Raw genomic sequence first — 12,894 nt, forward strand, 5'->3', positions numbered from 1 at the left:
GTAATCCCTTTATTTTATTGGCTTTTTCGACCTTTTTTATATTATGTATTTATATACTTTTGGTTATACCCCTTATACAATCGCCCCTTTTGCTGTTGCTGTCGGGCTATCCGCGCTACTTCGGTAGCCAGCTTTTATCCCTCTCGCACTCGCGACAATCAATACTATTGCTACATAATTTGTATTCAGGTCGCAGTTTTCAGTCGCAGTCACAGTTTTCAGGATTGTCTCTAAACATTTCTATTTGCTTTTCTTAACAATATTCTGTTTTAAAAATGCTTTTAGAATCAACATCTTTTTGGACTAAAAACTGAGACTGAAAACTAGCTAAATATTCAAGACATTCTTTTTTCGAAATCAATTTGCATCACAAAAAAGAAAATCAAGAAAAAATTACAATATTTGCTTCTTGAAAATAGTTCCATATGCTTCAAAATAATTTCTCCAATTTTCTACTCGAAACCGGTACCGACGAAGCAGGCCGCGGATGTCTGGCCGGACCAGTCACAGCCGCTGCAGTGATTCTGCCTTTTGATTTTAAAAATACCATCCTGAATGACAGCAAGCAATTATCCGAAAAAGCAAGAGAAAAACTAAGACCCATTATTGAAGAACACGCTATTTCATTCGCAGTAACCCACCTACACCCAAACGAAATTGATGAAATAAACATCCTAAATGCTTCGATGAAAGGAATGCAGGAATGCATCCTAAAATTAAATCAAACCCCAGAATTTATCATTGTTGACGGCAATCGAGCTATAAACGCAAAATTAGGTTTAAAGAATGCTTTTGGAAAACAATTCTCTAAAGCCGAAATAGAATTATTGAAATCCATTCCGAATCAAAGCATTATTAAAGGGGATTCCAAATTTTTGAGTATTGCCGCAGCATCAGTATTGGCAAAAACCTATCGGGATGATTATATGAATCGCATCCACGAAGAATTCCCTATGTATAATTGGAAAAAAAACAAAGGTTACCCCACTCAAGAACACCGCGAGGCAATCAAAAAATATGGTACAACCAAATACCACCGAATGAGTTTTAGGTTATTGCCGGAACAATTGAAATTGGATATTTAGATATTAGACTATTGGATTCTTAGATTTTTTGAGCGTTTGATTCTTCGAACTATCCAATAATCTAAAAATCCGGCCATCGAACAATCTAACTATAGAACAATCGAGCATTCAAACAAGTCAGAAAAATGTTTTAGAATTTTTTCTTTCACTTCGGCTTCATCTACTTTTTCCACACCTAGTTCAACATTTAAAGAAGTTACTGCTTTTCCACGGATTCCACACGGAATAATGTTGTCAAAATACCCTAAGTCAGCATTAACATTTAGAGCAAAGCCGTGCATCGTTACCCAACGGGAAGCACGGACTCCCATAGCACAAATTTTTCTGGCAAATGGTGTCCCCACGCCCAACCAAACTCCGGTTTCTCCTTCACTTCTACCACATTCCAATCCGTATTCTTGTAGCGTCAGAATAATAGCTTCTTCCAGAAAACGTAAGTATTTATGAATATCAGAAAAGAAATTCTCCAGGTCCAAAATAGGATATCCTACAATCTGCCCAGGTCCGTGATAGGTTATATCGCCACCTCTATTGATCTTATAAAAAGTGGCACCTTTGGCTTCTAATTGTTTTTCGGACAGAAGTAAATTACTCAAATCACCGCTTTTCCCTAAAGTATATACATGAGGGTGCTCCACAAAAAGAAAATAATTGGGTGTTTCAATTTGGGTTTCCTCTCTCCTGTTCTTGATTTTCAAATCAACAATTCCTTTGAATAATTCTTCCTGATATTCCCAGGTTTCCTTATAATCTTTATTTCCTAAATCTTGAAGTTGGACTGTTTTATTCATTTTCATTTTTCTTTTCTAAAATTCAACCTCGATATTCAATTTATCCGGATTAGCCATATATTCACTAAATGGATACTGAATGGTAATCGTTTTTCTGTCTTCACTAAATAAAGCAGTGGTATTCGAAACTTTTTTCACCGGTTTTGGAAAATGATATTTAAGAACATAAATAGAAGATTCGAAGATCATTTTATACTGTTGAAGGGAATCATTCTCCATTTCATCCATTTCAGTTGAATTCACAGTTGCTTTTCTGCTGAATTTTTTGCCATTATAAGCATAGCTTAAAACAGAATTATTAGAACCAAAACCAGCAGTCGGTATATATGGATTAGCTTCCGCAGTATTTTTATTTCCTTTTTGAATCTTGCTAAAAGCATTCATGGTTTCCATTACATCTTGGAGTTCTGCCACGTTTTTAAAATCGGTATTCAACGAGAAAACAAATTGTTTTTTCTCCGCATTCATTTTCATTCTCATATTGAAATTCTCCAGCTTTTTTAGAAGTTCCTGCTGTTCTTTTGGAAGTTTTGCAATACTGTCTTTTTTTTCAACCATCAATTGCCTGAATGAAAAAGTAGAATCGATACTTTTTTCTGTTTTCAAGGAATCGTTTGGCATCATCGCCATCAAAGCGGAACCATCCATTTCTACAGAAAAATTTCCCGAACCATTATCATTAATGTAAATATTCTCCGTTACTGTGCAGCTAACCAGACTTATCAACACAAAAAACATCAAAAACAATCTTACTAACTTCATTTTTTATTTTTTTTCAAAGATACTAAAACATTAATTGAAATTATTTTGAAACTTTCCCCTCTCTTAACTCTTGAATTAGCGAAAGAAAAACACAAATTTAATTATTCCAACACTACCTCCAAATTCGTACTTTCCGGATGTGTCATACAATCTGTTATCGTAAATTGCAATTCCAGCGATTTTTTGTCTTCACTTATTTTTGCCTTAGAATTGGAAACCGACTTTATTTTTCTAGGAAAATGGTAATTCAAAGTATAGCCTTGAACAATTTTATGATTTGAAAATCGGGTTTTCAATTCGGTTATTTTATCCTGTTGTTTTTTCAACTCTACCGGATCTGAAATTATTACGGTTCTTTTAAAAAGACTTCCGTCAAAAGTATAGCTGACGATATAATAATGTTCTTCGGCACTCAACGCATAATTATGTTCTAAATCGTCCACATATTCCTGGGTTTTATACAAATCAGGAACTTCTTCAATTTTTTTGAAATTTTGAGAAACTATAGTTCTGAATTCTTTCTCATAAGAACTATTTTTGATATGCACATTTACATTTGCATACTTTTGAAAAATAGCCTGTTCTGATGCTGGAAGTCTCGAAAATGTATCCGAATATTTTGTAATAATATCTTTGAACACATACGTTGTGTCCCGAAAAACATCTTCCTTTGAATAATTTTCGGCTGCCAATTGCATGTAACTGTGTTCATCACGATGCGATTCCGTTTTTATTTTTCCGCTTCCGTCTTCGTTTAAGTAAATAGTTTCGGTCATTTGGCAACTCGCGGCAGACATTGCTATAAGAAAGAAGATGTATTTTTTCATGTAGGGATTTAGAGTTCAAATTTGATTTCAAATATACATGTTTTGTATTATTTTTCGTGCGGTTTTGAAAAACAAAAAGTTCTGGTATAGCCCCGATAGCAGCGGCATCCTTTTTATCTTGTTTTTTTTTCAAACAAGGTAAAAAGATAGAGCGAATAGCGGGACAAGTCGTCTTGAAAAAACGGTTGCTTCTGCTCCTGAAAAAAAATCAGCATATTATATAACTTTCCAACTTTATGACTTTGTAACTTTAAGACATAAAGACTATCTTTGCGCTCTTAAAATCAGAATATAATGGCATTATCCGAACAAGAAATACTACGTAGAGAAGCTCTCACCGAATTACGCAATTTAGGTATCGAACCTTATCCTGCAGCCGAATTTATCACTACCGCTTATTCAAGCGAAATCCTTGCTGATTTCGAAAAGTACGAAGGTAAGGAAGTGGTTCTAGCCGGTCGTTTGATGGGTAAACGTATCATGGGAAAGGCGTCGTTTGCGGAATTGAAAGATGCTGAAGGACGTATTCAGGTTTATGTTTCGAGAGATGACATTTCGACTGATGAAGAAAAAACGATGTACAATGTGGTTTTCAAAAAACTATTGGACATTGGTGATTTTATTGGAGTTCGCGGAACGGTTTTCAAAACTCAAGTAGGTGAAATCTCCGTTCATGTTTATGGATTGACAGTTTTGGCAAAATCTCTGAAACCGCTTCCTGTGGTTAAAATAGATGCTGACGGAAAAACTCACGATGCTTTTGCAGACCCAGAACAAAGGTACCGTCGTCGTTATGTGGATTTAACCGTGAACGATCATGTAAAAGATACTTTTATCAAAAGAACTAAATTGTTTAACGCCATGCGTTCTTTCTTTAATGACAAAGGATATCTTGAGGTAGAAACTCCAGTCTTACAGCCGATTCCAGGTGGTGCCGCAGCGAGACCTTTTATCACACACCACAACTCGCTTGACATTCCGTTATACATGAGAATTGCAAACGAATTGTACTTAAAAAGATTAATTGTTGGTGGATTTGATGGGGTTTACGAGTTCTCTAAAAACTTCCGTAATGAAGGAATGGACCGTACGCACAACCCGGAATTTACCGCAATGGAAATATATGTAGCTTACAAAGACTACAACTGGATGATGAATTTCACCGAAAACTTATTGGAACATTGCGCCATTGGTGTGAACGGAACCAGCGAGGCGACTTTTGGAGAGCACACCGTGAACTTCAAAGCTCCTTACGCCCGTGTTACAATGACCGATTCTATCAAACATTTTACGGGTTTTGATATTTCGGGCAAAAGTGAAACGGAACTTTTTGACGCCGCAAAAGGCATGGGAATTGAGGTAGATGCGACCATGGGTAAAGGAAAATTGATTGATGAAATTTTTGGTGCGAAATGCGAAGGAAATTATATTCAACCAACCTTCATTACTGATTACCCAAAAGAAATGTCTCCTTTGTGTAAACAACACCGTGACAATCCGGAATTGACAGAGCGTTTTGAGTTGATGGTTTGCGGTAAAGAAGTAGCAAACGCTTATTCTGAATTGAATGACCCAATTGACCAAAGAGAGCGTTTTGAAGACCAATTGCGTTTGGCTGAAAAAGGTGATGATGAAGCAAGTGGTATGATTGACGAAGATTTCTTGAGAGCCTTAGAATACGGAATGCCTCCAACATCTGGATTAGGAATTGGAATGGACCGTTTGATGATGTTCTTAACTAATAATGCATCTATTCAGGAAGTATTGCTGTTCCCTCAAATGAGACCAGAGAAAAAACAAGTTCAAATTGAGTTATCTGAAGAAGAAAAACTGATTCTTGATCTTTTGAAAATCAATGACAATCAAATGGATTTGGGATTATTGAAAATTAAATCAGATTTGAGCGGTAAAAAATGGGATGCCGCTACCAAAGGTTTGGCAAAACACAACTTGATCAAAGTAAGTCTTGTTGGTGATAGTAAAATTGTAGAATTGGTAGGATAACCAATTTTCTTAATGATAAAAAAAGGAGCTTCGATTGAAGCTCCTTTTTTGTTTATCCCAAATTCAATTACAGATTAAAACCCTACATTAATATTTATAAAAAAGTTTCTTCCTTTTCGGGGAATATTGTTCCAATCTGAAAAAGTAGAATAATAGGTATCCAAAATATTCTCAATCCCTGCATTTAGATTCCATTTACTTTTTTCAAAATTTAAAGAATAACCGGAAGCAACGTTTACAATCGCATAATCAGGAGTTCTGTCTTCACCATAAAAAGGGCTGTATTGCGTTTGGGTTGCATTTCCCTGAACTGCAATTTCAGAGGAGAATTTGCTTTTTCGATAATTCAAAGAAGATGTATAACGCAACGGACTTATAAAAGGCAAATTCTCTTTTTCATAATCTTTACCATAACTGTAAACCAATTGTCCTTTCCATTTGAAATCAGCTGTAAATTGGTATTCCATTTTGAAATCGGCATTGAAAATAGTAGCATAATCTAAGGCCGTATAAATTTTCACACCGCTGGCACCAATTGTCATCGGAATTAAATTAGCATCTGGTTTCCCCACTATATAATCCGAAATATGAAAATAAGAAGACGAAATACTAGTGGCTAATTTGCCTGTCTTATAACCAACAGAGACATTTCCCTCCAGGGACTTTTCATTTCTTAATTCAGGATTCCCAATATAATCGTACGTATCAAAACTATTAAATAAATAAAACCCATATCCTTCTGAAACAGATGGAGCACGATCACCATAAGCCAATCCAAAACTATATTCGAACCCATTTTTCCCATACAAGTAATTGGATGAAATGCTTTTCAAAATTCTGTTTTTACTGTCTTTCATATTTGGATAAAAAATCTGCAAACTTTCGAGGCCTAATTGGTTCGCAACTTCATTAAAATGATTGGCAATGCTTGCCGTGAACTTCAAATTAGAATGCTCATTCAAAACCACAGCATCTTCCAAAAACAAAGCACTATACAAGGTCCTTACATCAGGCCAGGTATACATAAACATTAAACTTTCGTTGGGATCATTAGGATACATGGTCATTTCAGCAATTGAACGGTTGTAAAAGGAATTCAAATCAGCAGTAAAATGATGTGCTTCAAAAATCCCTCTTATTTTAGAATAAAAACCATAGGTATCACTCCAGCCAGGCATATCCATGTGAACAGGAACTGCGGGACGTTTAGTATCGTCCATTTTGTGAGTGATGGTATTGTAATATACTTTGGTTTCCCAATTGTCAATTTTTGATGACTGGGGTGCGTATTCAAATTTCAAGGAAGTGATTAGAGCTTCCGCCAAAGAGACATCCATTGGAAGTGCCGGATAACCAACATCAGTTGCTTTATCATAAATTACCGATCCTTCTATTAATTTATTTTCATCAAAAGAAAAACCGGAAGTTGCCGAAATATTAAATTTTCTAAACTGAGAAAACAGTACTTCCTGATTATTTCCTGCCGTATAATTTTCAGCATCACGAAACATAAAATCGGTATCAACATAAAACAGACTATCAGAATAATTGACAGCCGATCCAATAATTTTCTGATTGCTATTGGTTTCAAAACCGGTATTTACAGAAGCATCCCAACCCGTATTTGAAAACCCAGTGCGATTTCTTATTAAATCAATTCCACCACCAATAGTAGCACCGTGACAACTGGCTTGTTGACCGGACTTCACTGTAGCTTCTGATAAATTTGAAACCTCAACATAAGAAGTTATCGGGTCCATTTTATCTGTACAAGCCCCAAACACTCGCATCCCATCAATGGTTATCAGCGTTCTTTCGGTTGCCATACTATTGATAATTGGCTCCCAAGCATACCCCCCTCTTTTAATCATATCCACTTTTCCTGACTGCTGTAAATAGTCATCTACTGTCGCCAAAGGTTTCGTTTGTTTTTGATATAATTGCGTTTTTTTACCAATGACAATCACTTCATTGAGTGATTTTGGTGCAACGGTATCTTTGGATTGTTCTTGTGCAAAAAGTGTGATTGAACTAAAAAACAACAGCAAAACTGCTTGCAATTTCTTTTTCATACGTCTCGATTATATTTGTTAGCGGTCATAAATGGTATGCTTCGCCTGTTCGCAAGCTCGGGTAGCTTTTACAGATAAGTGCTTGCTCACGCAAACTCCCTGATAAAGTTGATTTTATGACAGAAAAATTTAAAAAAAGGCCAAAAGAATAACTGCCAAAACATTTGACTTTTTTGGCCTTTTTTTGGTTAAGAAAATGAAAACGAATTAGAATTCAATCTCAAAGTAAATACTGCTTGCAGGAACTGCGTCTGTAACGGTTTCCCCTTTCAAAACAACATCCGAAGCATTTAGAAGCTGCAGGTTAATTTTCCATAAACCGGTCATGGTCAATGATAATTTTCCATGATATAATCCATCTGAAGCTGATTGCGTTAAGTCGACATTGTTTGGTGAACCATGATTTCCCATGCTTGGCATTCTTGGGTCAATTTTTACTTTGTAATTATCTACAACAGAAAAATTCATCATGGATTCCATTTTATAAACACCTACAGTAATATCATTTAAAGCGACTTTTGGGTGATGTGGTTCAACATAGGCCAAAATATATTTCACATTATCAGAACCTGTAAAAGTAGTTACTCTCTGTTTGGCAGAAGCTGGAACATCAATTACTGAAGTTGCAGAATATTCTGTTCCGTTAATCGTATAATCAATTTTTAAATCCCAATATTCTGTAGTGTTTTCAGCCATTTGGAAAACAACATTTCCTTCATATACCGTTCCTTCGGTAGTTACTTTTTCAACTTCTGAATACGGACATGAATGTGTCATCATTGTCATGTGCATTAATGGCAACCAACTTACTTCCGCATTTTTTACATATTGACCAGTTGTATTGTCTTTAATTCTCAAGCTGATTTCGTTATACCCTTGTTCCAAATACCCCATATGTGAATACAATTCTATAGTATGGGTGGTATTTGTTATTTCTTTGAATTTAGTGATTCCTTCTAATTCATTAACTGCCGGTGTATTATCATCATTATCTGAACAAGAAGTAAATGCAAGCGCTATAGCCAAAATGGCTACTATATTTTTTAATAAAGATTTCATTTCTAAAGTTTTTGTTTTGTATATAATATTTGTTCGCATATCGTTTCTGGAAATTAAATCGTTCCAAAAACAACACACAAGTATCCATCCGTTGAAAGAAACGGACAAAAAAGTGCACAAAAGTGCGTAAAACTTTAAGAAATGAAAGTAGGAGGATGAAAAACAGAACCACTATTCAAATGAGAATATAAATTAGAATAGGATTGGTTTATTTTTTCTTTGGTACCAAAGCTAATCGATGCAATTTTGAACGATTTGATTTCTTCAAAAAACAAGACCTCAAAAATTGGGGATACTATTTTTTTATCAGAAGACAATGGCTTTTCAGCATCTGAAGCTTTCGCCAATTCTTTCATCAAATGACATTTTCCGTTACATTGCATTTTCGGTTTGTCCTTATTAACACAAAGTACTTTTGAAATATATTCATAATTAACTACATACTCTAAAACCGGAAGTATTGGCTTTACAAGCATGAGGATTACTATTATGAATATGATTTTTTTCACGGTGCAAAAGTAGATTTATTTTTTCAAACACGAAACACTTATTCCTTACAACTCTCTACTGTTTTTTATTACTATTTCCTGAAGGCAAATAATAAAGCCAACTGAAACCTATTAAAAACAAAATCAAAGAAGCTACAAAAGCGGGGATTAATATCTCTCTGTTGTTTTCTAATGCGTTATTTAATGAGGCATACAACAACCAAATCTGAATACTCACATTCAGAATTAATATAAAAATTAATGTCGAAAGGATATTATTTAGCTTATTGGGATTGGCTCGGTTTTGACTGGTTCTGAAATTACTCATGACAAATACAATTTAATTGTTCCTGATTTTTTTAACTTACTTCTTCTTCATGAGATGCTTTTACATAAATGTCGTTTTCTTTAAAAAACACTTCCAGTTTAGGTAAAGCTCTCGGTGGTGGTCCTGCAAGTACGTCTCCAGTCTTCGCATCAAACGAACCTTCATGACATGGGCAATGGATAATTCCGGTTCCCGGTTTGTAAAATACAGAACAGGAAAGATGTGTACATTTTTGTTCGTAGGCTTTAAATTCTCCGTTTTCAAGATGAATCAAAATATATGGAATCGTGCTTCCTTCAATCACGAAGGCGCGCGTTCCACCTAAAGGCACCTCATCTTTCTTACAAACAAAATGTTCTCCTTCAACATCTTCTTTAGGAAGCAAATAAGCTTTGGCTGCGACCAAACCACTACCTACCATTAATCCGCCGGAAACTAACGTCAGGAATTTTGCGAAATCACGACGACTTACGTTGGTAGCTTGTTGTTTTTGTATTGGAAAGTCTTTTTTCCAGTTTTTATTTAAATTATCTTCTTTTGACATTTTTTTTATTGTAAAAAGGTTTAAAGTTTAATGTTTAAAGTTTTAACTTCCTGCGAGGTTCCCCTTCGAGATAGTCGGCCAACTAATATATAATCAGCTCTGTGCTTCCTTTCGGCATCATGATATTGACTTTGGTATTTACAATTTCTTTCCCGAATACGAAGGTATTCACCGGACTACTGTTCGGACGCATTTCTTCAATTTCTGCTCTGGTTCCATAGAATAAAGCACCACTTGGACATACTGTGGCACACATTGGTTTTTTACCAACGCTGGTTCTGTCGTAACACATCGTGCACTTCATCATCAAATCATATTCTTCTATTTTTTTCGGAACTCCAAAAGGGCATGCCATCACGCAATTGGAACAACCGATACATCTTTCCGTATTCGCGGTATGAACAATTCCAAATTCGTCTTTTGATATTGCATCGGCTGGGCAAACATTGGCACAAACCGGATCCTCACAATGCATACACACTTGAACCGTCGTTTGAATAGTAGAAGAACGATCTACATAATTGACATGTATCATCGAATCCTGACCGTTAGTCTCACATTCGGCGCAAGCCATTTCACATGCTTTACAGCCGATGCAGCGTTGCATATCTACAAAAAATTCCTCGTTTGTATTAAAACTGGTATAATTCATCTTTACATTTTATAGATTAAACACTAGCATACGCTTTTGATTCTTTTGATGGAGGTGCAATTTCCCTAAGCGGTTCTAATTGACAGGCACAAACCTTAAACTCCGGTATTTTTGATATTGGATCTAAAGTTCCTGGAGTCAATTGATTTGCCGATTTTTTTCCAGACCAGTGGTACGGTATAAAAACAGTATCTTCTCTAATGGTTTCTACGATGTTGGCAGGAAAAATCCCCTCTCCTCTTCGGGTAGAAACCTTTATCAATTCTCTTTGTTGGATTCCATATTGGCGGGCTAAATTCGGATGAATTTCTAACAGCGGTTCTGGGAACTGGTCTACTAATTTACCTATTCTACGAGTTTGTGTTCCGCTTAAATATTGGGAAACCACACGGCCCGTTGTTAAAACCACAGGATATTCAGTATCAGTTACTTCTCCCGGTAGTTTATATGGTGCCGGATTAAAATGGGCTTTACCATCTGGCGTTTTGAATTTTTTATCTTCCCATAAACGAGGAGTTCCCGGGTGATCTTCTGTTGGACAAGGCCAAAAAATTCCCATATTCTCTTCCACTCTTTTATACGTGATTCCGTTGTAATCAGCGGTTCCTCCTTTTGAAGCAACACGCAATTCATTAAAAATAGCTTCACTGTCACTGTAGGTGAATTTATCTTCCACTCCTAAACGTTTGGCCAATTCTAAAATGATCGAAGTATCGGTTCTGGCGTCTCCCGGAGGTGTTACCGCTTGTCGAATTCGGATTACCCTTCCTTCTGCCGAAGTTGTTGTACCTTCTTCTTCTTCCTGTAAAGAACCTGCCAGTACAATATCAGCATGACGTGCCGTTTCGTTCAAGAAAAAGTCGATACAAACATAAAATTCTAATTTCTCTAATGCTTCCCTAACATAATTACTATTAGGCAATGACACTAATGGATTAAAACAAATGGACAATAATCCTTTGATTTCTCCTCTATGAATGGCTTCTATAATTTCGTAAGCCGACAGCCCTTTTCCTGGCATGTCTTTTTCATCAATTCCCCAAACATTAGCAATGTATTGTCTGTGTTCCGGGTTTTCTATATCTCGATTTCCGGGTAACTGATCGCATTTGTGACCGTGTTCTCTACCACCTTGTCCGTTTCCTTGTCCGGTTATCGTTCCGTACCCACAATAAGGACGACCAATTCTTCCTGTAGCCAAAACTAAATTAATACAGCCTAAAACATTGTCCACCCCTTTTGAATGGTGCTCTATTCCACGGGCGTGCAGTAAGAAACTGGTTTTGGCTTTGCCCCATAATTCAGCGGCCTCTTTGATTTTTTCTTTTTTAATCCCTGTAACTTCTTCTGCCCATTCCAAGGTGTAGTCTTTTACGGCATCAATTGTTTCCTGGAAACCTGAAGTATAATTATCTATAAAATCATGATCTAACATGTCGTGATCCACCAGATATTTCAACATAGCTCCATAAAGAGCTGAATCAGTTCCTGGTTTTACATCCAAATGTACATCGGCAGTTCTGGCCAAAGGAATAATTCTTGGATCAATCACAATTAATTTTGCACCTCTATCTCTGGCTTTCCATATCCAGTGGGTCAGCGTTGGAAAGGTTTCGCTAATATTGGCTCCAGCCACAATAATCACTTCGGCATATTCCAAATCCGAATAATTATTGGAAGCACGGTCTAAACCAAATGCTTTTTTATTTCCGGCACCAGCGCTCACCATACACAAACGACCGTTGTAATCCAGATTTTTTGTTTTCAAAGCAACGCGGGCAAACTTCCCTACCAGATAACTTTTTTCATTGGTCAACGAAACTCCCGAAAGCATAGAGAAAGCATCTTTCCCGTACTTTTCCTGAATGCGTTTTATTTCGGATACCGTTTTATTCATTGCTTCGTCCCAAGATGTAGGCACAAATCCTTGTCCTTCTACTCTTTTTAAGGGATTCATCAAACGATCCGGATGGTTATTTTGCAAATAGCGTTGTACTCCTTTTGGACAAAGTCTGCCTTCATTAAAAGGAAATTCCATCCAAGGTTCAAAACCAACTACTTTATTACTTTTAACTAACAGTTGAATTCCGCATTGCATACCACAGAAGCAACAATGTGTTTTTACTACTTCATCTGGCTCGTCTCTTCCTTCATATCCCTCTTTTGGACTATAATTTTTATGCGGTCCAAAATGTTCTATTATATTTTCTGCTGAAACAGGTAATTTTGCCATATTTTTTTTTAGTTTTCAGTTTTGAGTCGCAGTTACATTTTTCTGCGCA

The 12,894-nt window shown here is 36.2% G+C and carries 12 protein-coding genes; 2 read left to right on the forward strand and 10 right to left on the reverse strand.

All coding sequences use genetic code 11. The annotated features are described in order from the left end of the window. The first annotated feature begins 425 nt into the window (after positions 1-425). Positions 426-1,085, forward strand: a complete 660-nt coding sequence (gene rnhB, locus ABEB23_RS16510) for a ribonuclease HII (protein ID WP_348813764.1) — start codon at positions 426-428, stop codon at positions 1,083-1,085. A gap of 89 nt (positions 1,086-1,174) precedes the next feature. Here the strand turns inward: rnhB and lipB are convergent, their stop codons facing one another. From lipB to ABEB23_RS16525, 3 genes are all read right to left on the reverse strand, one after another. Then, positions 1,175-1,876, reverse strand: a complete 702-nt coding sequence (gene lipB, locus ABEB23_RS16515) for a lipoyl(octanoyl) transferase LipB (RefSeq protein WP_348813766.1) — start codon at positions 1,874-1,876, stop codon at positions 1,175-1,177. A 15-nt stretch (positions 1,877-1,891) separates the two neighbouring features. Then, entirely contained in the window at positions 1,892-2,638 is a 747-nt protein-coding gene (locus ABEB23_RS16520) for a hypothetical protein (protein WP_348813767.1), read from the reverse strand. 101 nt (positions 2,639-2,739) lie between these two features. After that, positions 2,740-3,465, reverse strand: a complete 726-nt coding sequence (locus ABEB23_RS16525) for a hypothetical protein (protein WP_348813769.1) — start codon at positions 3,463-3,465, stop codon at positions 2,740-2,742. A 294-nt stretch (positions 3,466-3,759) separates the two neighbouring features. Between ABEB23_RS16525 and lysS the strand changes: the two genes are divergently transcribed. After that, positions 3,760-5,469, forward strand: a complete 1,710-nt coding sequence (lysS, locus tag ABEB23_RS16530; protein ID WP_348813770.1) for a lysine--tRNA ligase — start codon at positions 3,760-3,762, stop codon at positions 5,467-5,469. 74 nt (positions 5,470-5,543) lie between these two features. Here lysS and ABEB23_RS16535 read toward each other — a convergent pair whose 3' ends face one another. From ABEB23_RS16535 to ABEB23_RS16565, 7 genes are all read right to left on the reverse strand, one after another. Continuing rightward, on the reverse strand, positions 5,544-7,541 hold the full coding sequence (locus ABEB23_RS16535; protein WP_348813771.1) for a TonB-copper family protein: 1,998 nt from the start codon (positions 7,539-7,541) through the stop codon (positions 5,544-5,546). 207 nt (positions 7,542-7,748) lie between these two features. Next, on the reverse strand, positions 7,749-8,600 hold the full coding sequence (locus tag ABEB23_RS16540; protein WP_348813773.1) for a FixH family protein: 852 nt from the start codon (positions 8,598-8,600) through the stop codon (positions 7,749-7,751). A gap of 134 nt (positions 8,601-8,734) precedes the next feature. Then, positions 8,735-9,076 (reverse strand): hypothetical protein, encoded by a 342-nt coding sequence (locus tag ABEB23_RS16545; protein WP_348813774.1) that lies wholly within the window; start codon positions 9,074-9,076, stop codon positions 8,735-8,737. Between the two features lie 88 nt (positions 9,077-9,164). Next, a complete protein-coding gene (locus ABEB23_RS16550) occupies positions 9,165-9,416 on the reverse strand; it encodes a DUF6755 family protein (RefSeq protein ID WP_348813775.1) in 252 nt (83 codons plus the stop codon). Between the two features lie 31 nt (positions 9,417-9,447). Further along, complete coding sequence (locus ABEB23_RS16555; protein ID WP_348813776.1) at positions 9,448-9,960, reverse strand: Rieske (2Fe-2S) protein; 513 nt, start codon at positions 9,958-9,960, stop codon at positions 9,448-9,450. An 82-nt stretch (positions 9,961-10,042) separates the two neighbouring features. Then, the gene (locus ABEB23_RS16560) at positions 10,043-10,612 is read right to left on the reverse strand and encodes a 4Fe-4S dicluster domain-containing protein (RefSeq protein ID WP_348813777.1); all 570 of its coding nucleotides are present in this window, start codon (positions 10,610-10,612) and stop codon (positions 10,043-10,045) included. Between the two features lie 16 nt (positions 10,613-10,628). Further along, positions 10,629-12,845, reverse strand: coding sequence for a molybdopterin oxidoreductase family protein (locus ABEB23_RS16565; protein ID WP_348813779.1), 2,217 nt, complete (start codon positions 12,843-12,845; stop codon positions 10,629-10,631). Positions 12,846-12,894 lie beyond the last annotated feature (49 nt).

Source organism: Flavobacterium maritimum (assembly GCF_040049085.1).
Lineage (GTDB): Bacteria > Bacteroidota > Bacteroidia > Flavobacteriales > Flavobacteriaceae > Flavobacterium > Flavobacterium maritimum.